This is a genomic window from Microbacterium sp. STRO-2N (assembly GCF_057747775.1).
On the sequence record NZ_CM173223.1, the window covers coordinates 183,006 to 208,638 of the forward strand.

At 70.6% G+C, this 25,633-nt stretch carries 11 protein-coding genes; 9 read left to right on the plus strand and 2 right to left on the minus strand.

Translation table 11 applies throughout. From position 1 onward, the window contains the following. Positions 1-2 precede the first annotated feature (2 nt). Positions 3-692 carry a response regulator gene (locus AC3ANN_RS00805; protein ID WP_488339114.1) on the minus strand — a complete coding sequence of 230 codons (690 nt, stop codon included), beginning with the start codon at positions 690-692 and terminating at the stop codon, positions 3-5. Continuing rightward, a complete protein-coding gene (locus tag AC3ANN_RS00810; RefSeq protein WP_488339115.1) occupies positions 692-2,686 on the minus strand; it encodes a sensor histidine kinase in 1,995 nt (664 codons plus the stop codon). The genes AC3ANN_RS00805 and AC3ANN_RS00810 overlap by 1 nt, the downstream gene beginning before the upstream one ends. Before the next feature lie 169 nt (positions 2,687-2,855). Here AC3ANN_RS00810 and AC3ANN_RS00815 point away from each other — a divergent pair, with 169 nt between their 5' ends. The 9 genes from AC3ANN_RS00815 to AC3ANN_RS00855 all read left to right on the plus strand — a co-directional run bounded on the left by AC3ANN_RS00815 (position 2,856) and on the right by AC3ANN_RS00855 (position 25,598). Next, a complete protein-coding gene (locus tag AC3ANN_RS00815; protein WP_488339116.1) occupies positions 2,856-3,353 on the plus strand; it encodes a DUF6220 domain-containing protein in 498 nt (165 codons plus the stop codon). Next, the gene (locus AC3ANN_RS00820) at positions 3,350-5,263 is read left to right on the plus strand and encodes a multicopper oxidase family protein (RefSeq protein ID WP_488339117.1); all 1,914 of its coding nucleotides are present in this window, start codon (positions 3,350-3,352) and stop codon (positions 5,261-5,263) included. The genes AC3ANN_RS00815 and AC3ANN_RS00820 overlap by 4 nt, the downstream gene beginning before the upstream one ends. A gap of 10 nt (positions 5,264-5,273) precedes the next feature. Next, positions 5,274-5,870, plus strand: a complete 597-nt coding sequence (locus tag AC3ANN_RS00825) for a hypothetical protein (protein ID WP_488339118.1) — start codon at positions 5,274-5,276, stop codon at positions 5,868-5,870. Positions 5,871-5,918: 48 nt separating this feature from the next. Further along, entirely contained in the window at positions 5,919-6,149 is a 231-nt protein-coding gene (locus AC3ANN_RS00830) for a hypothetical protein (protein WP_488339119.1), read from the plus strand. Further along, positions 6,146-6,574, plus strand: coding sequence for a TA system VapC family ribonuclease toxin (locus AC3ANN_RS00835; RefSeq protein WP_488339120.1), 429 nt, complete (start codon positions 6,146-6,148; stop codon positions 6,572-6,574). Before AC3ANN_RS00830 ends, AC3ANN_RS00835 begins: the two co-directional genes overlap by 4 nt. A 67-nt stretch (positions 6,575-6,641) precedes the next feature. After that, positions 6,642-8,885 carry an LLM class flavin-dependent oxidoreductase gene (locus AC3ANN_RS00840; RefSeq protein ID WP_488339121.1) on the plus strand — a complete coding sequence of 748 codons (2,244 nt, stop codon included), beginning with the start codon at positions 6,642-6,644 and terminating at the stop codon, positions 8,883-8,885. A gap of 188 nt (positions 8,886-9,073) precedes the next feature. Then, positions 9,074-11,419: an ATP-binding cassette domain-containing protein gene (locus AC3ANN_RS00845; protein ID WP_488339122.1), complete on the plus strand. Its 2,346-nt coding sequence runs from the start codon at positions 9,074-9,076 to the stop codon at positions 11,417-11,419. Between the two features lie 268 nt (positions 11,420-11,687). Beyond that, positions 11,688-19,307, plus strand: a complete 7,620-nt coding sequence (locus AC3ANN_RS00850; RefSeq protein ID WP_488339123.1) for a DUF7927 domain-containing protein — start codon at positions 11,688-11,690, stop codon at positions 19,305-19,307. 213 nt (positions 19,308-19,520) lie between these two features. Next, positions 19,521-25,598: an Ig-like domain-containing protein gene (locus AC3ANN_RS00855; protein WP_488339124.1), complete on the plus strand. Its 6,078-nt coding sequence runs from the start codon at positions 19,521-19,523 to the stop codon at positions 25,596-25,598. Positions 25,599-25,633: the final 35 nt, after the last annotated feature.

The window sequence follows — 25,633 nt, forward strand, 5'->3', positions numbered from 1 at the left end:
CGTCAACCGGTCGCTGTCCCGCCGTCGGCGTCGCCGCTGCCCAGGAACGCCAGCACCGCCGCCACCCGGCGGTGGGTCTCGGCATCCGCGCCCGAGAGGCCGAGCTTCGCGAAGATCGCGTTGATGTGCTTCTCCACGGCGGATTGCGAGAGGAACAGCGACCGGGCTATCGAGGCATTCGAGCTTCCCGACGACATCGCCGCGAGCACCTCGAGCTCGCGTGGCGTGAGCTGCGCGAGCGCGCGATCGGACGCCGAGGTCTGGCGGTTCAGCAGCGCCTCCACGACCATGGGGTCGATCACGGAGCCGCCCGAGATCACCGCCCGGAGGGCTCGGAGCAGCTCGTCGAGGTCGCCGATCCGATCCTTCAGCAGATAGGCCAGTCCCTGGGTGCCGTCGCGGAAGAGCTCCAGCGCATAGAGCGAGTTCGCGTGCTGGGACAGCACCACCACCCCCGTGCCGGGATGCTCGGCGCGGATGGTGCGCGCCACCTGGATGCCCTCCATCTGGTGATGCGGCGGCATCCGGATGTCGACCACCGCCGCATCGGGGGACAGGCGCGACACGGCGTCGAGCAGCTGCTCGCCGTCGCCGACCGACGCCATCACGCGAACCTCGCCGGATGCCTCGAGCAGTTGCCGGGTGCCTTCCCGCACCAGGAAGTGATCGTCGGCGATCGCGACCTCGATCATCAGGTGCCTTCCCTCGGTCCGACCGGCAGGTGGGCGCGCACGGTCGTGCCCGCGCCCGGCGCGGAGTCCACCGACATCGAGCCGCCCAGGGCCGTGAAACGATCCGCGAGGCCCATGAGCCCGTGCCGATGCACCCGGCGCGGGTCGAACCCGGCGCCGTCGTCAGCCACGGTCAACCAGAGTTCGGAGCGGTCGCACGTCAGCTCGACTCGCGCATGGGTCGCGTGCGCGTGCTTGAGCACGTTCGTGAGCGCCTCGACGACGAAGAAGTAGGCCGCACCCTCGATGTCGTCATCGAAGCGGGCGCCTCGCAGCCCCGGCCCGACCATCAGCCGGATGTCGATGGGGAGTCGATCGCATCGATCCTCGACCGCTGCGACCAGCCCGCCGTCGGTCAGCACCGACGGGTGAATGCCCTGGGCGAGCTCGCGCACCTCGCGCAGCACCCCCTGCACCTCGTGCTGCAGTTCGATGAGGATCCCCTCGTCGAGGCTGCCGGCGCGAGCGCGGGCGCGCGCGAGGCCGAGCTTCGCGACGAGCGACACGAGCTCCTGTTGGGCGCCGTCGTGGAGGTTGCGCTCGATCCGACGCCGCTCGGCTTCCTGCACCTGCACGATGCGTCCCGCGAGCCGCCGGTTGGCGACGAGCAGCGCCGACTGCTGACCGAGGGCGCCGATGAGGCGGATGTCGCGATCGGTGAGCCGCCCGGTGAGCTTGGGTCCGCAGCGGATCTCACCCACCCTCGTGCCATCGCTCCCGAGCGGAAGCCTGAGCGCCGTATCGGCCGAGGGGGTGCCCGCGGTCCCCTCCGCGGCCGGCGGGATCGAGACCGCCACCCATCGCAGGCGCACGGCCGAGCGCACCAGTTGGGCCAGGCGCGCGGCCACCTGCTCATCGTCCGGGTCGTCCGGGCTGTCGGAGTCGAGCACTGCGACCGGTCGCACGCCGAACACCCATCGGTCGGCGATCGTTCGCAGCCGCTCACGCAGTGGCTGGAACCCGAACGCGAGCACCGCGGTGACCGCGATCGCCACCTCGACCGGCAGCCCCGCACCCGCGGTGACGCCGAGGCCCGCCACGACGACGGTGTAGACGGCCAGGATGCCGAGCGAGAGTGCGCCGTAGATGAACGACTTGCGCATCACCGCTTCGGAGTCGAGCCAGGTCGGCGGCTCGAGCGCGAGGAGGAGCGACAGGGGGATGAGCGGGATCGCGAACGCACTGAGCGTGATCGCGAGGTCACCGTGCTGCGGTGCGCTCGCGCCGAGGATCGGCTGGACGAGGAACGGCACCAGTCCGACCGCGAGGGCCGCTCCGCCGCCGAACAGTACCCAGCGGATCTGCACGCGGTGCTCGAGCGACTCGTGCCGGTAGCGGACGAGGAGTGCGACGATGGCGACGGCGACGACTGAATACAGCAGCTCGCGCATCGAGGCGGTGACCGGAGCCAGGAACGCCAGTGCAGGGGCATGCAGGGGGTTGGCCATCGGCGGCAGCTCGCCGTATGCGATGCGGTCGACCAGCACGTTCTCGTGCGCCAGAAGCGCGAACAGCATCGGCAGCGGTAGGAACCACAGAGCGCGCACGAGACGGCGCTGCAGACGGCTCCTCGCGACGCACGTCGGGAAGAGGCCGATCGCCACGGCGAAGCACGCCATGCCCCACGTGCCGATGAGTGCTTCACCGGCCAGCGCCCACGGCATCCACGCCTCTTCGCCGTGTGCCGCATACCGGGCCTTGATCAGCACCTCGAGCGGCGCCGCGACTCCCAGTCCGAGGATCGACCCGAGCAGCAAGAACGCGCCGGCGCGGTGGCCCTTCGCGAACAGCACGATCCCGACGATGAGGAACGGGATCGGAGCGACCAGCAGGTAGAGCAGCATCAGCCAGGGCACCGGCCGCTGGTAGAGCACGGCGAAGAGGGCGGCGGTCACGGCCGATACCGCGACCCCCGTCGACACCCAGATCAGGCTCCGCACGGCAGGTCGCCCCACGGTGCAATCTTCCGGCGAACCGCGGGCGGCGTCTACCGTGCGGACCGCACCCCCGATCTGCGGTCCGCCTCACCCGTTCGGGCGGCCTGCCTGCTGTCGCGACGAGAGACGTCGTCCGTACCGTGAGCTCGATCGCGAACGGGCGCGATCACGAGCAAGGGGGTCGGACATGCGCAAGGTGTTCTTCGTCGTCAGCCTGATGGCGATCGGGGTCGTGGCGGTGCAGTACTACTTGGCGGCGGTGGGAGTCTTCTCCCACGCCGAGAAGGAGGGCTTCGTCTACCACGGCACGTCGGGGCGCATCGTGGCGCCCATCGTCTTCCTGCTCCTCATCGCGACGGCCGCGCTCGCCCGCGCCGGGAAGCGGACGATCTGGCTGACCGTGCTCATGCTGGGTCTGCTGGTCGTGCAGACGCTGATCTTCGTGGTCACCGGCCTCATCTTCTCGGTGGGCCCAGACACGCCGATGCTGCCGGTGGGGGCGATCCTCACAGTGAGCCTGCACGCGGTGAATCCGCTGTTCATCCTCTGGACGGGCGTCGTCGTCGCCCTTCGCGCGCGTCGACTGGCGTTTCCGAGGGCGACCGCGAGGGGGACGGATGCCGCGGCCGTGGCTGCGGATCCGCTCCCGGCGGGACGTACCGCCGATCCGGGCGTGCCGGAATGAACGGCAGCCTCCTGCAGTACGGCGGGGCGGCGCTGATCGCCGGCGCCGGGACGGCGTGGGCAGTGGTCGCGACCTCGCGCGACGGGGTCCGCGCCGCCGGCTGGGGGGTGCGCGCCGCTGCCGCCGTCGTACTGACGCTCGCCGCTCTCGCCGTCGCACTCGGGGGCTGGGCGGCGGGCGCCTGGTGGTTCGTGGGTGACAAGGTGATCGCGTACGCACCGCTCGCTGCGGCGGCGCTGATCTGGTTCTGCATCGCCGCGGTGCGCGGGGCGCGACACCCCGGAAGCGGGTCCGCGGCCCCGCCCTCGGTGCGAGCCTCTTCGTGGGCCGGCGCGATCGCCGCCATCGCGGGGCTCGTCGTGCAGCTCGTCGTCGGGTTCCCGGCGCCTCCGTGGGCGACTGCGGGCGTGCTCGCGGCTGCCGCAGCGAGCATCGCCGTGGTGGCGATGCGGGTGCACCGCTCGTCGAGACGGCCATTCGGCACAGCGGCCGCGATGGTCGGCACGGTCGTGGTGGTGGTGGCCGCGACAGCGTCGGTCGGCGCGGCCGGGGGTGCGACCCCCCATGCCCACGCACACGCCCCGGCTTCCGGGATCGCGACGAACGCCGATGTCGCAGCCGAGGCATCCGTCGACGTGACGGAACTGCGCACCTCCGCCGACCGGACAGCCGACGTGCGGGTCGACGTCGAGGCGCAGCAGCAGAGAATCGACCTTCCGTCCGGTCGCACCGTGGCGGCGTGGACATTCGGCGAGCTCGGCGGACCGCTCATCGAAGCGGACGAGGGCGACCTCGTCGAGGTGACGCTGCGCAACCGCGACATCGCCGAGGGCGTCACTGCGCACTGGCACGGCTACGAGGTGCCGAACGGCGAGGACGGCGCCGCGGGGATCACGCAGGACGCGGTGCGACCCGGTGACTCGTTCACCTACCGATTCGTGGCGGCGACGCCCGGCACGTACTGGTACCACACGCACCAGCGCTCGTCGGCGGGCGTCCCGCGCGGGCTGTACGGACCCCTCGTCGTCCACGCACGCGACGCGGAGCGTGCCGACCACGACATGGTGCTCCCGCTCCACACCTTCGGCGGGCGAGTGGTCCTGGGGGACAGCGACGTGCCGCAGCGGATCGCGGTGGCCGCGGGGGAGACCGTGCGGGTGCGGCTCATCAACACCGACCAGGACGCGCATGTCGTCGCCGTGACGGGGACGCCGTATCGCGTGGTCGCGATCGATGGGCGCGATGTCTCCGAGCCCGGACTCGTAGACGGTCGTGCACTGCGCATCCCCGCGGGTGGACGCTACGACGTCGCGTTCGTCATGCCTGACGGCGCGGTCGGAGTCAGCGCCCGGGCATCCGATTCGGCTTCCGTGACGTTCGCCGCCGCGAGCGCGGACGACGCGCCTGCCGCACGGTACGACGAGGTCTTCGATCCGCTCGCGTACGGATCGCCGCGCGGCCCCGCGCTCGAGGCGTTCGACGTCGAGCGCACGATCGTGCTCGACCGACTGCCGCGCATCGTCGCGGGGGCGCCGGCGTACGCGTACACGATCGACGGCGAGGTCCATCCGCACATCCGGCCGACCGTGGTCCGGGAAGGCGACCGTGTGCGGCTCACCGTGGTGAACCGCGGATTCGAGACGCACCCGATGCATCCTCACGGTCACCACGTCGTGGTGCTCTCGGTGAACGGGCGGGTGCCGACGGGCGGCCCCGTCGTGCTCGACACGTTCGAGGTGCGCCCTGGCGAGACGTGGGAGGTCGCCCTGGTCGCCGACAACCCGGGCATCTGGATGGACCACTGCCATGACCTCGACCACGCCGCGCTCGGCATGGTCACGCATCTGGTGTACCGGGGCGTCGTGACGCCGTTCGACCATGGCGGCGCAGCCGGCAACCAACCCGAATGAGGAGGACGACATGACCGAACAGCTGCGGATCTGGGCGGGTATCACCGGCTTCATGAGCGCCGCCGCACTACTCGCGCTGGTGCTGTTCTTCGTGCTCGCGCGCCCGTTCGGCGATGAGAACCGGCAGTGGTTCTGGCTGGGACCGGTGAACGACTGGCTCACCGTGCTCTCGGCAGGACCGTGGATCGTGGCCACGATCCTCCTCGCGCTGCGGGCACGGCTCGACGGCGCGTGGTGGATCCTCACCGGCGCGACGATCGCCGGGATCGGGGCGATCGCCCTCACGACCCTCGCGATGCTCGCGGGCTGGACGACCCTGACCGTGCAGTCGCTCGTCGCGGTGCCGGCAACGCTGCTGGCGTTCGTGTGGGCGGCCGTCGCCACCTCGGCGGCGGCGCGCCGGGCCGTCGTGGCGGACGGCGTCGCCGCCATCGCGCTCGTCCTCCTCTTGGCGCTGGTCGTGGGCGGGATCATGATCGGGGTCGCGTTCCTCGTGCCCGAAGGGCCGTTCCGGGTCGCGTTGTGGGTGATCGGCGGCATCCCAGGCGGGCTCGCGTGGGTCGGCTACCCGGTCGTGTGGCTGGGCGTCGCCTCGACGGCCCGATGAGCCGGAGGACCCATTGACCCGGGATGCGTGATGCGTGATGCTTGATGCATGCGCACCACGGTGACGATCGACGACGACGTTCTGGCAGCGGCCAAGCAGTTCGCTGATGCGCGCGGGCTCACTCTGGGCGAGGCGCTGTCGCAGCTCGCCCGGGCGACGCTGACGGAAAGGCAGCGCCACGGGGGCACCCGCAACGGCATCGTGCTCCTCCCGGCACCGCCGGAGGCCCGGCAGGCGACGCTCGACGAGGTCAACGCCCTGCGGGATGACACGCCGTGACGCGCCACCTCCTCGACGTGAACGCGGTCATCGCGCTCATCGACCCGCTGCACGTCCATCACGACCGGGCCCACCGGTGGTTCGCGTCGCGCGGCGGCGATCCCTGGCACTCGTGCCCGATCGTGCAGAACGGCGTCGTGCGGGTGGTGAGTCACCCGTCGTACCCGAACACGCAGCCCGCCCCGGTCGTGCTCGCGAGCCTGGCGAGCCTGGCCGCACGCCCCGATCATGCGTTCCTGGCCGACACGGTGAGCCTGCTCGACAGCTCGGTCCACACCGAGCGGCTGCTCGCCAGCTCGCAGGTGACCGACACGTACCTGCTGCACCTCGCTGCATCGAACGACGCGATGCTCGCGACCTTCGACACGCGCATCGTGACCTCGGCGGTCCCCTCCGGCGCGACCGTCCTCTTCCCCATCCCGTAACCCGCCGCGGTACCTATTCGGCGGAATGAATCGCGGATGCCGCGGGTTCCTGTCGTCGGAGGACCATATGGATTACGGCCACGCGCTCGAGTTCGGCGCGTTCATCACCCCATCCGCTGCCGCTCCCGACGCGCCCGTCCTGCTGTCGCAGGTCGCAGAGGCGTCGGGCCTCGACCTCGTCACCTTCCAGGACCATCCGTATCAGCCGGCGTTCCTCGACACGTGGACGCTGATGTCGTTCGTCGCAGCCCGGACCGACGGCATCCGCATCGCCCCCAACGTGCTCAACGTGCCGCTGCGTCCGCCCGCGGTGGTCGCGCGTGCCGCGGCGAGCCTCGACCTGCTCTCGGGCGGCCGGTTCGACCTCGCACTCGGCGCGGGCGGGTTCTGGGATGCGATCGAGGCGTTGGGCGGCACGCGCCTCACGCCCGGACAGGCCGTGACGGCTCTCGAGGAGGCCATCGACCTCATCCGCGAGCTGTGGCGCACCGACGAGCGGCGCGGCGTCTTCACCGACGGCCGGTACCACCGCGTGCACGGCGCGAAGCGCGGGCCGCGGCCGGCGCACGACATCCCGATCTGGATCGGCGCGTACAAGCCGCGCATGCTCGCGCTCACCGGGCGCAAGGGGGACGGCTGGCTGCCATCGCTGGGCTACCTGCAGCCCGGCGACCTCGCGAAGGGCAACGCCGCGATCGACGACGCGGCGGCCTCGGTCGGCCGCGACCCGCGTGAGATCCGACGGCTGCTCAACATCGGACAGCTCGCCGCCGACCCGCGCGAGTTCGCGGAGCGTCTGGCGCGCCTCGCGATCGACGACGGCATCGGCACCTTCATCCTGGCGGCCGACGACCCGCGCCTGCTGCAGACGTACGGCGAGGACGTCGCGCCGGCGGTGCGCGAGATCGTGGCTCGCGAGCGCGGCTCGCGGGGCACGGCCGAGGCCCCGGTGCGTTCGGCGGCCGCGCTCGCCGCACGCCGTGACGGCATCGCGTACGACGACGTGCCCGCGGGCGTCCGCGCGATCGAGCCCGGCGACTTCGAGTACGGCGATGTGCGCGCCACCTACATGCGCGGGGGCGCGCCGGGCATCGTGCTGCAGCCCGACTCGCCGCAGCAGGTGGCCGATGCGCTGGCCTTCGCGCGGCGCCATCCCGATCTGCCGCTCGCCGTGCGAAGCGGCGGCCACGGCATCAGCGGCCGCAGCACGAACGACGGCGGCATCGTGATCGACCTCCGCCGGCTCAACGCGATCGAGGTGCTCGACGAGGACCGGCGGCTCGTGAGGATCGGTCCGGGCGCGCGGTGGATGCAGGTCGCCGCGGTGCTCGGCGAGCACGGCTGGGCTCTGAGCTCAGGCGACTACGGCGGGGTCGGCGTAGGCGGTCTCGCGACCGCGGGCGGCATCGGGTTCCTCGCGCGCGAGCACGGCCTCACCCTCGACCACCTCCGTGCGGCCGAGGTGGTGCTCGCCGACGGCAGGATCGTGCGAACGGATGCCGAGCACCACCCCGACCTGTTCTGGGCGGTCCGCGGAGCAGGCGCCAACATCGGCATCGTGACGGCATTCGAGTTCGAGGTCGACGAGGTCGGCGACGTGGGCTGGGCGCAGCTCGCCTTCCAGGTCGACGACGTCGCGGCGTTCCTGGAGGGGTACGGGCGGATCGTCGAGGCCGCGCCGCGCGACCTCACGGTGTTCCTGCTGGCCGGCGGGCCTCGCCCGGGACAGCCCCAGGTCGTGCAGCTGTACGGCGTCGTCGACTCCGACGACCCCGACACGATCATCGCGCGCCTGCAGCCGTTCGCCGAGCTCGCGCCGCTCGTGCAGCAGTCCGTGCAGCTCGTGCCGTACGCGCAGGTCATGGCGAACGCCGACCTCGGCCCCCAGCACGGGGCAGGCGAGCCGCACTCGCGATCCGGGCTGATCGAGCACGTCACGCCGGAGTTCGCCGAGGCGGCGACGCGGATGCTGCAGTCCGGGGCCATCCCGTTCTTCCAGCTCCGCGCGGTCGGCGGGGCGGTGGCCGACGTCCCGGAGGAGGCGACGGCGTACGCCCACCGGTCGGCGAACTTCTCGGTCGTGGCGCTCGGCTCCAACCCCGACCGCCTCGATGCGCAGTGGCAGAGCCTCGCCGACCACGTCCGCGGCATGTACCTGAGCTTCGACTCGTCCGAGCGCCCGGAGCGCATCGCCGAGGCGTTCCCGCCGGCGACGCTCGCGCGACTGCGCGCCATCAAGGCCCAGTACGACCCGACGTGCGTCTTCCGCGACAACTTCGCGATCGAGCCGTCGGCCGCCGACGCCGCCTGATCCCGGCATCCGTCGTCCTTCCCCTCGCCCACGGCGAGCATGTCCCGCTTTCGCGCCTGCGTGTCCCGATCTCGTCGGCACTGTGGGGCGCACGTGCACGAAAGTGGGACATGCATCGCCTGGACGTGCCGGGCTTCGAGCAGGATCGAGGAAGCGGAGTGTCCGGGTTGACCGGCAGACTGGTCGGCATGCCTGAGACCCATGTCGCCGATTCCCACGAAGTCATCCGCGTCATCGGGGCGCGCGAGAACAACCTCAAGAACGTCTCGGTCGAGATCCCCAAGCGCCGGCTGACCGTGTTCACGGGAGTCAGCGGCTCGGGCAAGTCGTCGCTCGTCTTCGCCACGATCGCGAACGAGTCGCAGCGCCTCATCAACGAGACGTACCCGACGTTCGTGCAGCAGTTCATGGGGCAGTTGAGCCGCCCCGAGGTCGATGCGCTCGAGAACGTCAGCCCCGCGATCATCGTCGACCAGGAGCGAATGGGCTCCAACGCGCGGTCGACCGTCGGCACCGCGACCGACGCGTATGCGATGCTCCGGCTCCTGTTCAGCCGCATCGGCCAGCCGCACGTCGGTTCGCCGCAGGCCTTCTCCTTCAACATCCCCTCGGTGTCGGGGGCGGGCGCCGTCACCTTCGAGAAGGGCGGCAAGAAGGTCAAGGAGAAGCGCACGTTCGAGATCACGGGCGGCATGTGCCCGCGGTGCGAGGGCCTCGGCGAGGTCAGCGACATCGACCTCGACGAGCTGTACGACAAGACCAAGTCGCTCGCCGAGGGCGCGCTCACGATCCCGGGCTACAACGTGGACGGCTGGATGGTGAAGGGGTTCACCGAGTCCGGCTTCGTCGATCCGCACAAGCCGATCCAGGACTACACCGAGCAGGAGCTCGCCGACTTCCTCTACAAGGAGCCGACGAAGGTCAAGATGTCGGGCATCAACATGACCTACGAGGGGCTCGTGCCCAAGCTCACGAAGTCGATGCTCCAGAAGGACCGCGACTCGCTCCAGCCGCACATCCGCACGTTCGTCGACCGCGCGGTGAAGTTCACCGCGTGCCCCGACTGCGGCGGCTCACGGCTGAACGAGGGAGCCCGGTCATCGAAGATCCGCGGGATCAGCATCGCGGATGCCGCGGCCATGCAGATCTCGGACCTCGCGGAGTGGCTGGGCACGATCGACGAACCGGAGGTGGCGCCGCTCATGGCGGGCCTGCGACAGACGATCGCCTCGTTCGTCGAGGTCGGCCTCGGGTACCTCTCGCTCGACCGTTCGTCCGGCACGCTGTCGGGCGGTGAGGCGCAGCGCACGAAGATGATCCGGCACCTCGGGTCGGCGCTCACCGACATCACGTACGTGTTCGACGAGCCGACCGCGGGACTGCACCCGCACGACATCGCGCGCATGAACGACCTGCTGCGGCAGCTGCGCGACAAGGGCAACACGGTGCTCGTGGTCGAGCACAAGCCCGAGGTGATCGAGATCGCCGACCACATCGTCGACCTCGGCCCCGGCGCCGGCCGCGCCGGCGGCGAGGTGCAGTACGAGGGCGATGTCGCCGGGCTCCGGGCGTCGGGCACCATCACGGGCCGTCACCTCGACGACCGCGCGCAGCTGAAGCCCGCGACCCGCGCGCCGAAGGGAGCGCTCGAGATCCGCGGCGCCACTCAGCACAACCTCAAGGACGTCGACGTCGACATCCCGCTCGGCATCCTCACCGTCGTCACCGGAGTCGCAGGGTCGGGCAAGTCCTCGCTCATCCACGGCAACGTCCCGGCGTTCGACGACGTCGTGGTGGTCGACCAGTCGCCGATCAAGGGCAACCGCCGCAGCAGCCCCGCGACGTACACGGGACTGCTGGACACCATCCGCACCGCGTTCGCGAAGGCGAACGGGGTCAAGCCGGCACTCTTCAGCGCGAACTCCGAAGGCGCGTGCATCGCGTGCCGCGGGCTCGGCGTCATCATCACGAACCTCGGCTTCACGCAGACGGTCGAGACGCTGTGCGAGGTGTGCGACGGCTCAGGCTTCTCGGACGAGGTGCTCGAGTACCTGCTCGACGGCAAGAACATCGCCGAGGTGCTCGCGATGACAGCCGCCGAGGCATCCGTCTTCTTCACCAAGGGCCCTGCTCACACGACTCTCACCCGCATGATCGACGTCGGACTCGGCTACCTGACGCTCGGCCAGGCGCTCAACACGTTGTCGGGCGGCGAGCGGCAGCGCCTCAAGCTCGCGATCTCGATGGCGAAGAAGGGCGCGATCTACGTGCTCGACGAGCCCACCACGGGCCTCCACCTCGCCGACGTCGACAACATGCTCGGGATGCTGGACCGCCTCGTCGACGCCGGCAACAGCGTCATCGTGATCGAGCACCACCAGGCGGTCATGGCGCACGCGGACTGGATCATCGACCTCGGTCCCGGCGCCGGCCACGACGGTGGCGAGATCGTGTTCCAGGGCACTCCGGTCGACCTCGTCGCGAAGAGCGATTCGCTCACCGCGAAGCACCTGCGGGAGTACGTCGGCGCCTGACGCCTTCCGCAGTTCCCCGAAAGCCAGCGCGACGGGTGATGCCGCGGGTGAAATCTCGCCGTCACCTGGCATGTGATCGTACGCTGCACACATCGGGGGCAGTCAGCACAGCGCCGCGACGACCGGAGCGCTCCGGTGGCGGCGACCAGGCCTGTGCCGTCGTCGAGGGCACAGGGGAGTGAGATTGTCTCGCGCGAAATCGAAGAGTGCAGGTCGGTCGTCGATCGCCTTCGGGCGGCGATTGCTCGCGCCGATCGCGGCGATGGCCATGCTTGCGAGTCTGCTGTCGGCAGCCCCGGCGGCGGCCGCCGGCCCAGCGGTGCTATCCATCAACGTCACACCGGTCGACTACCTGACCGGTCAGGTGCAGACGACCGCCGGCCGCGGCCAGCACGGTGACCGGATCGCCTACCGGGTCGACTACTCGTGCGCCGTCGACGCGTGCGCGGGTGCGACCGTCCGATTCACGCCGTCCCAGCCCGACCCCCACGGGATCGTGACCAGCCCGCCTCGGGGCGGCAAGACCCTCCTCTCGTACGAGACGTGGACCCGCCCGCCGGGCAGCGGAACCGCCGAACCGACCGGGAGCGACGACACGGGCTGGACCTTCCCGCTCGGCGACGTCCCGGCCGGGACGTCGGGCAGCTTCCTCGTGCAGTACATCAGCCCGGCAGTGAACACATATACGACGGTGCTGCCGTCGCAGTTCTATCCGAACGGCTTCCAGATCGTCATGGGTGCGACGATCGACTCGCCCAACGCGCAGGCGCCCGCGACGTCCACCGCGGCGGCCGTCACATGGCAGAACGTCGTGCCGGACCCGAGCATCACGGTGCGCGGTCCCGGATTGGTCAAGCCGGGAGACACCGCGAGCTACGTCGTACGGATGTCGACGGGCGCCATCGCCCGGCGCGACGCGACATCCGTCGCCGGCTTCTCCAACCTCCAGGCGGCGAGCAACTACACCGTGCGCGTTCCGCTGCCGCGCGAAGCGGTGTACGTGGACGGCAGCGCGTCGCGTGGTGGCACCTACGACTCGGCGTCGCACAGTGTGATGTGGACGCGCGGCACCATCGAGACGCCCGACTATTACGCCGCCGGCGGCTTCGGCACGTCGAGCCCCACCCAGCAATGGGTCGCCCGCGACGAGTATCGTGCACGCTCCTTCTCGGTGACGTACCCGGCCTCGAACTTCCCCGAGGCCGATGAGAACGGCTGCAACTTCGAAGAGACCGCCACGATCCAGAGCGCCACGGTCACCGCGACGTACCTCGACACGGCGCGGACGACCAAGACGTCGGCGCCCGACTCGTTCGGGACGGTGGTGTCGTGCTACGACCCGTTCGCCCGGGCGAGTACCGCCAAGGACGCGCTGTCGGACGCCACGGTGGGAGGCGTCCGCCAGGTCAACGTGCCCCCGGACGTGACCGGGATGACGTGCCCCGAGACCGGCCGCGACGACTGGAACCGCGTCTGCACACCCGGTCAGGCCCTCGCGCCGTTCGCCGACAACGCGAAGTACTGGGTCGTCGCCGCCTACAACGCCGGAAACGTGCCGGGCCGCGCGGTGATCGTCGACGACGGCCTGGATCAGGCCGACGCGCCGGTCTACCAGATCCGGGCGACCTCCACGCAACCGGCGCCGACCATCGACTTCACCTACCAGTGTGCGACCGGCTCTCCGGTGTCGGGTTCCGTGACGGCGGTCAGCACCACGCTCACCGCTGCGCAGCGCGCCGACGGCTGTCGATACACGTCGGCGACCGTCACCAGCGGAGACATCGCGCCCGGAAACGTCCGTCCCACCGACACGGCCGTCGGCACGCCCTTCCACGTGTACTTCGACTTCACCGTCACCACGACCGCGCCGGCGGGCGAGACCCGCACCAACGGTGCGTCGATGACGATGACGTACCCCGGCTACGACCTCGAGGACGTCGTCGGCGGCGTGAACCGCACCCTCCGGTTCCGCGAGACGCCGCGCGTGGCGACCGCACTACCGCGGTTCACCGCGAGCTTCGTGGGCACCCCCGTCGTCGAGAACGGCGGGAACGCGGTGCCCGGCCGGAACGTGACGTTCTCCCTGCGCGGCGCCACGGCCAACATCCGCGTCGACCAGGACATCGCTCCGATGTATGTCTTCACAGCGCCCGTCGGGTGGCGCGTCGTACCGGATTCGGCGTCGTTCGGCACACAGGCGATCGACCCGTCCGTGTCGTTCTCGTACCGTACGGTCACGATCGGCGGTCAGCAGCGCGACGTCGTCGTGGCGAGCTGGCCCGACACGGTCCGATTCGGCGAGAACACCACCTGGCCCACGATGACGGTGAAGGCGCAGCCGACCTTCGCGGTCGCCGCCGGGACGCAGAGCCGGGCCACCGCGTGGGTGGGCGACTCGCGCGACGCCTATGCGGCGTCCGACGCCACCTTCTCGGGAGCGGTGACCGACACGGCCGACGTCGATGGCGACGGATCGACCAGCGACGTGTTCTCGAGCGCCGTGCAGGACGTCCTGGTATCGGGCACGGACCTGGCTTCCGTGGTGAAGGAGATCTGCCTCCCCGACGACAACGGCGACTGCGACTGGATCGGCGACAGCAGCCGGCCGGTCCCGGTTTCCACGACTGCCACCGACATCCGCTACCGCGTCACGATCGCGAACGCGGGCAACCGGACACTGAACGGCATCGTGGCCTACGACATCCTTCCCTTCGACGGGGACTGGCGAGGTTCGACGTTCACCGAGACGCTGAGCGCGGTCGAGAACGTCTCCAGCGGCTTGGACCTCAGGTACTCGGTGTCGCGCAATCCTCCGCGCCCGGAGGTGACGAGCGAGCCCACAGACAGCACCCCCTGGACCCCGACGGTCGCGGGCGCTGCCGCCATCCGCGCCGCCTACAGCGGCGATCTGGCGCCCGGCCAGGAGGTCTCGTTCGAGTACACAGCCGATGTCGGCGCCGGCTCGAGCGCCGATGCGCGCGCGTGCAACTCGATCGCGATCGACACCGCGCAGACCCTGCCGTCGGAGCCACCGGCCGTGTGCGCGGTCACGGCGGAGGCGGACCTGGAGATCACGGTCCCCGAACGGCTCCCGCTGCAGGAAGGCCGGCCCGGTGTGCTGCCATTCACCGTCGTGAACCACGGCGGCTCGGCCGACGCGCCGGGGAGCGTCACCGTCGAGGTGCCCGAGGGACTCACCGTGACGTCGCTGAGCCCGGCCGGATGGTCGTGCGCCACACCGGCCGGCACCGCGCCCGTCCAGGGCGCCGCGACGCTTACGTGCGAGCCGGTCGATGCGTCCGGCGCGGTCACGACGCTGCCGCTGGACACGCCGGTTCCACTGCACGTGCCGGTGCGTCCGGCGGACGGCGTGGGCGCAATCTGTGCGCCGGCCATCATCTCGGGGATCATGGTCGACCCGGTGGTGGAGAACAACGACACCGAAGGCTGCTTCCGGATCTTCGCCGGCGCGCCCGGGCTGGACGTCGACAAGACGGACGGCGTGGACGTCGCCGTCGCGGGCGAAGAACTCACATACACGATCACGGTGACGAACAACCTCGTCGGCGAGGCCCTCACCGGCGTGTCGGTCGAGGACACACTGCCGGCCGGCGCTGTGTTCGTGAGCGCGAGCGACGGTGGCGTGCACGCGGGTGCGGACGCCAACGGCCGCGGCGGCACCGTCGAGTGGGTCGTCGACGTCGCACGAGCGGGCACGCCGAACGACGAAGGCTCTGACGGCACGGGGGCCGCCGGCAGCGCGGTGACGCGAACGGTGACGGTGCGGGTGGACCCGGCTGCCGTCGGCGATGTGATCAACATCGTCACGGCGTCGGCGCCCGACCCAGCGTCGAGCGGTGAGGTGCTGTCGGCCGAAGCCGAGGACGCGGATCAGCTGCGCCGTGTCTCGGTGTCGAAGTCGAGCAACACGGCGCCGTCGGGCGTGCGTCCGGGCGATCGTGTGACCTACACGGTCAGCATGGTCAACGACGGCACCGCGGACTTCCCCGAGGACGACCCGGCACGCCTTGTGGATGACATGTCCGGCGTACTCGACGACGCCTCGTTCGCCGAAGGAACGGCGGCCGTGACGGGCACGGACACCGTCGCGATCTCGCCGAACAGATCGGGCCGCCTCGTGTGGTCCGGGTCCCTGCCGGTCGGTGCCGCGGTCACGTTCACCTACACCGTCGTCGTGGGCGAAGGAGCGGACCTGCGTCTTGCGAACACCGCGTGGGGTTCGGGGGCGGTCGGCACGTCGTGCGAGAACGGCGTCGACCAGGACGGTTTCGCGTGCGCGAAGGTCGAGTCGGTGTTCGCTCCGGAGCTGGGAAAGCGCGTGGAGTCGTTCTCGCAGAATGACGACGGCACGTGGTCGATCGTCTATGCGATCGAGGTGACCAACGTCGCGCCCACCGGATCGACGACGTACGCGCTGGCCGACAGGTTGCGCTTCGGCGCCGGCCTCGAGGCGATCAGCGCGACGGCGACGCTCCCCGGCGGCTCTCCCTCTCCGACCTGGGCGGCCGACGGCGACGCCACGATCGCGACTGACATTCCGATCGCAGCCGGCGAGAGGCACACCTACCGGGTGAGCGTGACAGCCGATGCGCACGAGACGCCGGGCACCTCGGCGGCGATCTGCACCGCTGGAGCGGCGGGCGGCTTCGCGAATGCCGCGTCTCTGTCGATGCCGGGTCGCTCGGTCGTGACCGCCGAGGCGTGTGCGTCGCCTGCCGAGCCTCGAGTCGGCAAGACGGCCGCGGCACCCGTGCAGCAGCCGGACGGCAGCTGGATGGTCTCCTACACCGTGTCGGTGGTGAACACGAGTCGGGCCTCCACCGATCTCGCGTACACCCTTCGCGATCAACTGCGGTTCCCGTCGGGCGTCGTGTTGCTCGATGTCGCCGCCACAGGTCCCGACGGCAGTCCGGTCCCCGGATTCGACGGCGCGGCGGCGACGTCGCTGACGTCCGGCGTCGTGCGCCTCCCCGCACCGACCGGCACGCAGTCATCGGTGGCGCACTCGTACACCGTGACGGCACGGGTCGACGCGCCCCTCGGTGCCGTCCCGCCCTCGGACCTGCTGTGCGGCCCCGCCGGAACCGGCGGCTACGCGAACACTGCGACGCTCTTCGCCGGGACCGGGCCGACGGTCTCGGGAACGGCGGATGCCTGCACCGCGGTGGTCGCCACCCCGATGGTCGACGTCCGAAAGCGCGTCGCGTCGTCCTCGATCCTCGAGAGCGGCAACTGGTCGATCGTGTACGAGGTGAGGGTCGAAAACCCCGACGCCCGGTACGCGTCGCACTACCGTCTCGAGGACCGGCTGGCGTTCGCCGACGAAGCGACGGTGGTGGATCGCCGCGTGACCGGCCCCGCCGGCGTTGCCCTCGACGCGACGTGGAACGGAGACTCGAACCCGCGGCTGCTCGGCGCTCCGGCGGCGATCGCCGCAGGAGCGACCCACGTCTACACGGTGACCGTCGAGGTCGACCCGGGCAATCTCGCGGCGGAGTCGCCGGCGGCGGATTGCCGCCTCGATGCAGGCGAGACAGGAACCGGCTACCGCAACATCGCGACCGTGATCGTGGGCGGACGCACGGCGTTCGCCGACGCCTGCGAGCCGGCTACCGACCCCAGCGTCGTGAAGGCCGTGGCAGGGCCGCCCGTTCAAGACGAAGAAGGTCTGTGGACCGTGGCGTACACGATCACCGTGACGAACCGTTCCACGACCACCGGCGGCACGATCCCCTACGAGCTGACCGACGCCCTGACCTTCCCGACCGGCATCGCGATCGAACGAGTCGCCGTCGTTCGACCGGACGGCGCAGAATCGGACGGCGTCTTCGACGGTACGACGGTGAGGTCCCTGGGCCGTCACGAGATCGGCGCGGCGACGAGTGAGTCAGAGCCGCGCGTGCAGACCTGGACGGTGACGGTGACGTTCTCCGTGCCTGCCGGACTGTCCGCCGTCCCCGTCTGCGATCCGCAGCAGGGTCCGGGCGGACTTCGCAACGAGAGCGAGATTCACGTCGGGAGCAGGATCTCGGGTGCGGTCGCGTGCGTCGACGCCCCCGAGGTGCCGGTGCCCGCCGTCTCGAAGAGCGTCACGTCGCAGCGGCAGCTGGCCGACGGCACGTGGGCGGTGGATTACGAGATCGCCGTCGCAAATCCGTCGGCGACGGCGGCGAGCCGGTACACCCTCGACGACGCATTCGCGCTCGGCGAGGGCATGACGTTGGTCGAGGCGGCAGTGGACGTGCCTGAGGGTCTGGAGGCCTCAGAGTGGGACGGCACGGACGGCGAATCGATCGCGACGAGCGTGCTGCTTCCCGCGGGTGGCAGCCACACCTACATCGTGCACGCGGTCATCGACGCAGGCGCGGTCTCATCCGTCGATGACGCGGCCGACTGCACGGCTCAGCCGGGCGAGACCGGGACAGGCTTCGGAAATTCTGTCACACTCGACACGGGACCCGTGCAGCTGGTGCGCTCAGCTTGCGCCGAGACCTGGGATCCCGGCGTCACCAAGCAGCTCGGCGGCGTGCCGGTGCAGCAGTCCGACGGCTCATGGCTGCTGTCGTACACGATGACCGTCGCGAACCCTTCCGACGTTCAGCTCTCGTACGGGCTCGTGGACGAGTTCTCGTTCCCGGAGGGCAGCGAGATCACCGTGGAATCGGCCGCCGGCCGGCCCGGCTCACCCGCGGTGAACGCGGACTGGGACGGCCAGACGGAGCTCCAGCTCGTCCTCGACGGCACGGCGCTGCCGCGGAATGCGGTTCACGTGTTCGACGTCACCGTCCGCGTGATGCTGCCGGATGGTCAGGACAGCGTCGAAGACGGCTGGGTGAACACCGCGACGGTTGCCTCCGGCGTGGAGGGAGCCATCCGGACGGATGCCGTGGCCGCAGCCGACATCCGCGTGCCGGAGCTTGCGATCAGGAAGGTTGCGACGCCGTCCGAGCCGTTCCTGCGGATCGGCGACTCCGTCGCGTACGAGGTCACGATCGAGAACGTCGGCGAGGGAGAGTTCACGGAGCTTTACCCCGCGCTGTTCTGGGACGTCCTCGGCGATGTGGAGGACGACGCCGATCTCGCGGGCGATCTGACGGCGAGCCCCGCGGTCGGGCGCTTCACCGCGACCGGATCCGCGTACCGGTTCCACGCCGCGCTCGCACCGGGCGAAAGCGTCACCGTCACGTACACCGCCGTAGTGGCCGACAATGGCGGCAACGCGGATCTGATCAACCTCGCGTACGTGTCGGATCTGACGGAGGCCGCACCGAACCCTCCGGCGGCCGACGATTGCGAAAGCGACGGCGACGGCGGCTGCGCCATGACGCGCACGCCTCTGGCGGCGCTCCAGATCACCAAGACGGTCGATGCCGCGGTGGTGTCACCTGGCGACGCACTGCGCTACGCGGTGGCCATCACCAACACCGGTAACGCCGACATCCCGGAGGGCGATCCAGCCATCGTCACCGACGACCTCGGCGGAGTGCTCGACGGGGCCGCGTACAACGGCGACGTGTCGGCCACGAGCGGCGGTGTGGTCGTCAGCGGTGCGACGCTCACGTGGACGGGCGGTCTCGAGATCGGTGAGACGGCGACGGTGACCTACTCGGTGACCGTGGCGGACACCGTGAGGGACGGCTCCCATCTGGTCAACGTCGTCACGAGCGACCCGAGCCTCTTGGTGCGGGGCATCGACGGAGGGGATGCCGTGCGGCAGGCGTCGACCACCTCGACTGTCCAGCAGCTGGCCGTCACCGGCCGGCAAGGCTCCGTCTGGTCGGGGTGGGCACTCGCACTCGCCCTGCTTGTTGCGGGGCTCGTCCTGATGATCGGTCGTCGCCGGGGTGCCTCCGCCTCGTCGATCTGAGTACGTCGGCACCTGCCGCCGCACAATGCCCGGGTCCCCAAGAGGGACACCCCGTGGGGATCCGGGGCTGCGCGGCATCGCCTCGGAGACCGGTGGGCGGGGCTGCACTGAAGTCCGGGTTAGGCTGTAGTTCCCCCTCTTTCGCGAGCTCTGGCCATCCGCCGGATGCTCCGTCACATCGAACGATGACGCCCCCGAGGAGGCCCAGGTCGCATGAGGTCGTTCACCTGGCTTCGGTCGCGCCCGCGCACCCTCGCATCCGCTGGCGCCGTGACCGCGGCGGCGGTGACGCTCACGACGATGGCCTTCGTGTACCAGGGCCTTCCGACGACCGAGGTCGACCTGCACGACGGCGGTGTGTGGGTGACCAAGCGCTCGAGCCTGCTGGTGGGCCACTTCAACCACGAGTCGAAGGTGCTCGACGCGGGTCTTCGCACCACCGGCGATGAGTACGACATCCTGCAGTCCGGCGGCACCGTGCTCGTCGTCGACGAGGGATCCTCGAGCGTCACGGTGGTCGACCCCGCCATGGTGGCGCTCGCCGAGGCGGCGAACGTCCCGAACGGGGCGAAGGTGACGCTCGGCGGCTCGACGGTGTCGATCCTCGACCGGACATCGGGCGACCTGTGGGTGGTCGACGCGGCGGCGATGGGCTCGTTCCAGATCGAGGGCACCGACCCTGCCGTGAACGTCGGCAAGGGAGCGGATGCCGCGGTCGGCGTCGACGGACTCGTCCATGCCGTCTCGCCCGAGAGCCGCGAGGTCGTCACGGTGGGGCTGCAGGAGGACGGGACGCTCTCGGATCCCCAGCGGACGACGATCGCCGATCTTCCCGAGGACGCGAAGGTGTCGATCTCAGCGGTCGGAGCGCGACCGGTCGTGCTCGACACGTCGACCGGCACGGTCTACGTCGACGGCAGGGCGGTCGTGGTGGACGGCGCCCGCAGCGCCGTCCTGCAGCAGCCCGGGGCGTCCTCCGATGCCGTGACCCTGTCGACGGATGCCGCGCTGCTGCGTGTGCCGCTGGACGGCTCCGAGCCGACGGCGATCGATGCCGGGCCCGAGGGGTCGCCGACGGCGCCGGTCTGGCTCGAGGGCTGCGCGTACGGCGCGTGGAGCGGATCGGCGCGCTTCGTGCGGGACTGTCCGGGCGACGGCGACGACCTCACGAGCGACATCGAGGGAGCAGAGCCCGCCTCGGTGCTGCGGTTCCGCGTGAACCGCGACGTGATCGTGCTGAACGACGTCGTCGGCGGCGCCACCTGGATGGCGGCCGAGAGCATGCAGCGGGTCGACAACTGGGAAGAGATCACGCCCCCGGAGGGTGAGACCGAAGAGGACGAGGAGACCACCGAGGAGACCGTCGAGACGACGCTCCCGGAGCGGTCCGACATCAACACGCCCCCGGTCGCCACCGACGACGATCTCGGCGTCCGGCCGGGCCGCACGACCATGCTCCCGGTGCTCGACAACGACAGCGATCCCGACGGCGACGTGCTCACCTCGCGTGTGCTCGACGGGGGACCGTCGATCGGGGACGTGCAGTCGATCGACAACGGCCGTGGTCTGCAGATCGCGGTGCCCGAGGACGCCAGCGGCGCGGCGTCCTTCTCGTACGAGGTCTCGGACGGCCGTGGCGGGACCGACACGGCGTCGGTGTCGCTCGCCGTGCGCCCGTGGGACGTCAACGCCGCCGCGACGCAGACGCGCATCACGACGGTCGCCGTGGAGTCCGGCGGGACGGTGACGTACAACGTGCTGCCGGACTGGATCGACCCTGACGGCGACGACGTGTTCCTCGCCTCGGTCACCCCGGCCGAGGGCGACGAGGCCGATTTCACGTCGGACGGCCGCATCACCTACCGCGCGGTCGGCGGCACGCAGGGCCGCAAAGACGTCGCGATCACGGTGTCGGACGGCACCGATGTCGCGGTGGGCACGGTGCGGTTCGACGTGCGGCCGGTGGGCTCGATCGACCCGGTGACCAACGCCGACTACGTCGCGGTGCGGGCGGGCCAGACGGCGACCGTCTCGCCGCTCGCGAACGACGTCGGCGCGGGACGCGAGCCCCTCCGGCTCGCGCGCGTCGACGAGGTCCCCGGTGCCCAGGTGGTGCCCGACTACCCCAACAAGACCTTCACCTTCGCCTCGGCGACGCCCGGCACGTACTACGTGCAGTACCTGGTGGCGGCCGGCACGGGCGGCGTGCCCGGGCTGGTGCGCATCGACGTCCTCTCGGAGGGCGAGACGAACCTCCCGCCCGTGGCGGTGCGCGACGTCGCGCTCCTGCCTGCCGGCGGCGAGGTGCTGGTGAACGTGCTGTCGAACGACTCCGACCCGTCGGGTGGCATCCTCGTCGTGCAGTCCGTCACCGTCGAGCCGAACTCCGGCATCGCGGTGGCGGTGCTCAACCACGAGACGCTGCGCATCAGCGACCAGGCCGCGCTGTCGGAGCAGGTGCGCATCTCGTACCGGATCTCGAACGGCGCGCAGTCCGCCGAAGGCGACGTGATCGTCATCCCGATCCCCGCTCCGTCACAATTGCGGCCGCCGGTCGCCAACGACGACCAGGTGGTCGTGCGCGCGGGCGATGTCGTCACGATCCCTGTGCTCGACAACGACTACCACCCGAACAACGACGCCATCCACGTCGCGCCCGACCTCGTGCCGCCGCTCATCACGCCCGAGCAGGGCGAGATGTTCGTGTCGCAGGACGCGGTGCGGTTCCGGGCGTCGGACGAGCCCGGCACCGTGTACGGCACGTACGAGGTCGTCGACAGCACCGGGCAGAAGGACGCCGGGTACATCACGATCCAGGTGCTCCCGGTCAACGCCGAGACGAACTCCGCGCCGAAGCCTCGAGACCTGACGTCCCGCGTGCTCGCCGGGAGCCGCGTGCGCATCGCGGTGCCGCTGGACGGCATCGACGCGGACGGCGACTCGGTCACCCTCGTCGGCATCGACTCGGCTCCCGAGAAGGGCCGCATCGTCGAGACCGCGTCGGATCACCTGCTCTACGAGGCGTTCGACGACACCACGGGCGTCGACACCTTCACGTACCTCGTGCGCGACCGGCTGGGCGCCGAGTCGACCGCGACGATCCGCGTCGGCATCGCCCCGCCGGAGGCCGCCAACCAGGCGCCGTATGCGGTCAAGGACTCCGTGGTGATGCGCCCCGGCCGCTCGGTGGCGGTGCCGGTGCTCGCGAACGACTCCGATCCGGACGGCGACCTGTTCGGCCTCGTCTCGAACGGCCTGGTCCTTCCCGACGTCGACGGCCTGACGGCGAAGGTGCAGGGCGACCGCGTCGTCGTCACCGCCCCCGACAGCCCGGTCGAGACCTCGCTGCAGTACTCCATCAAGGACGACCGCGGCGCCAAGGCCACCGCGGTGCTGCAGATCACCGTCGCCGAGGACGTGCCCCTCCTTCCGCCGATCGCACGCGACGACTACGTGCGCGCGGCCGATGTCGAGGACGGCTCGACCGACGTCGAGGTGCTCGCCAACGACGAGGACCCGGACGGCACGCTGGACGCGCTGACGGTGTCGGTGACGGATGCCGACGCCCGCGTCCTCGCCGACGGCAGCGTGCGCGTCACGCTCGCCGACGACTCTCAGCTCGTGCAGTACACGATCGCGGACGGCGACGGGAACGAGGCATCCGCCTTCATCCACGTCCCCGGTCTCGACACGCTGCCGCCCACGCTCACGACGACCGAGCCGATCGAGGTGAAGAGCGGCGAGACGATCGAGATCCCGCTCGCCGACCACGTGCGCTCCGCGGACGGCAGTCCGGTGATCGTCACCGAGGCGGCCAAGGTGTCGGCCGTGCACGCCGACGGCTCGGGTCTCGTGAAGGACCAGTCGACGCTCGTGTACACGTCGGCTGGAGGGTACTTCGGCGCGGATGCGATCACGTTCGAGGTCACCGACGGCAGCGGCCCCGACGATCCCGAGGGCCGCAAGGCCACGCTGACGCTGCCGATCACGGTGCTTCCGCCCGACAACCAGCAGCCCACGTTCACGAACGGCCAGATGGACGTCGCACCGGGCGAGGAGGCGACCGGCCTCGACCTGCGCGCGCTGACGTCCGACCCCGATCCCGACGACATGGAGGGCATGGCATACCGCATCGTCGGCGGCTCGCCCGCGGGCATGACCGCGTCGATCGAGGACGGTGAGCTGCGCGTGAGCGCCGCCGCCGCCACCAAGAAGGGCACCGCGGCGACGATCGATCTCGAGATCACCGACGGCGTGACCGAGCCCGTCGAGGGGTCGGTCACGGTGCGGGTGACCGCATCCACGCGTCCCCTCGCGACCGCGAACGACGACGTGATCGACGAGGCGCACCAGGGCAGGACGCAGTCGGTGGCCGTGCTCGCGAACGACTTCAACCCGTTCGCGCAGGACGGCGAGGCGCTGACCGTGACCACCGCGCTGATCGAGACCGGCCAGGGCGAGGTGGAGGTCGCGGGCGACAAGGTCGAGGTCACGCCCGACAAGGACTTCTTCGGCACGATGGTGGTGCGCTACCGCGTGCAGGACGCCACGGAGGACGTCGATCGCGAGGTCGAGGGCCGCATCCGGCTGACGGTGCAGGGCCGACCCGACGTACCCGGCACGCCGACGGTCTCGAGCGTGCAGGACCGCACCGTCGTGCTGTCGTGGACGCCGCCCGCCGACAACGGCGCGCAGATCACCGGCTACACGGTGTCGTCGGTCGCCGGCGGCTACACCCAGAAGTGCGCGTCGACCACGTGCACGCTGGACGGCCTCACGAACAACGTCGAGTACAACTTCACCGTGATCGCCACGAACCGCGTCGGGGACTCGGACCCGTCCGCGCCGTCCGAGACCGCTCGTCCCGACGCGCGCCCCGACACCCCGCAGGCGCCGACGCTGGCATTCGGCGACCGCAGCCTCACGGTGACGTGGGTGACGCCGCCGACGCCGGGCTCGCCGGTGGAGTCGTTCAACCTGCAGATCTCGCCGGCCCCGCCGTCGGGGGTCTCGCTCAAGACGGAGGTCACCGGCAACAGCATGGTGTGGGACGGCCTTGAGAACGGCGTCTCGTATCAGGTGCAGGTGCAGGCGGTGAACCGTGCGCCCGAACCGTCGTCGTGGAGCCCCTGGTCGGTCGGCGAGGTGCCCGCGCGGGCGCCGGAGCCGCCGGCCGCGCCGACGACGAACCGGCTCGACCCGGTCGGGAACCAGGCCCAGCTCGAGGTCGTGTGGGCGCCGCCGGCCGGCAACGGCGACGCCATCTCGGCCTACCAGGTGCAGGTGTGGCAGGGCTCGACCCTGCAGAACACGATCGACGTGAGCGCGAGCGCCACGCGCCAGGCCGTGAACGTGCCGACCTCGACGACGGACTACACGTTCAAGGTGCGTGCGCAGAACAAGGCGGGCTGGGGTGACTACAGCGCCGCGTCCGCGCCGAAGCGCGCGTTCGGGGTGCCCGGAGTGCCGCCGAACGTCTCGCTCTCGACCCCGAACAACAACAGCGCCGTGGTGGTGTCGTACGGCGATGCGCCCGGCAACGGCGCGAGCGCAGGCGAGGTGCAGTACGAGTACTCGTTGAACGGTGGCGAGTGGGCGGCGATGCCGGGCAACAAGACGATCGGCGGACTGTCGACCTCGACCGACTACACGATCCGGGTGCGCGCGTACACCTCGATGGACGGCGTGAGGTATACGGGCGACCCGTCGCCGCAGTCCAACAGCGTGCGGCCGTACGGACCGGTGAACACGCCGGGCGCGACCGCGCGCGCCAGCGGCACGACCATCACCTACGAGTGGTCCGCGCCCGCCGACAACGGCCGGACGATCCAGGTCATGCAGATCAGCATCAACGGCAGCGCGTGGGAGAACGTCGGCCGCACCGGCAGCCGCGCGATCAACCACGGTCACAGCTTCACCGGCACGATCAGGGTGCAGGCGATGGACACCGAGGGCCAGTGGTCGCAGATCGCGAGCGCCTCGGCGCGGACCTCCGACCCGCCCCAGCCCCGCGTGTGGGTCACGAAGGGCTCGGAGGTCGGCGGCTGCTCGACCAACTCGCTCGGCAACCGGTGCCACAAGTACGTGATCAACACCGAGAACTTCAACGGCGGGTCGTACCGCATCGAGTGCCATGACGTCGACGGCTACTTCGCCAACAACGCGGGCTACCCGGTGAACATCCCGTCGAACGGCTCCGTCGAGCTCGACTGCTACAACGGCTACGCCGGCCCGCACTACGTACGGATCATCGGCGGCAATCCCGAGTGGAGCGAACGCGCCACCTGGTAGCGCCGCCTCCCGCTCCCGTGCCCACCCTCCCCAGA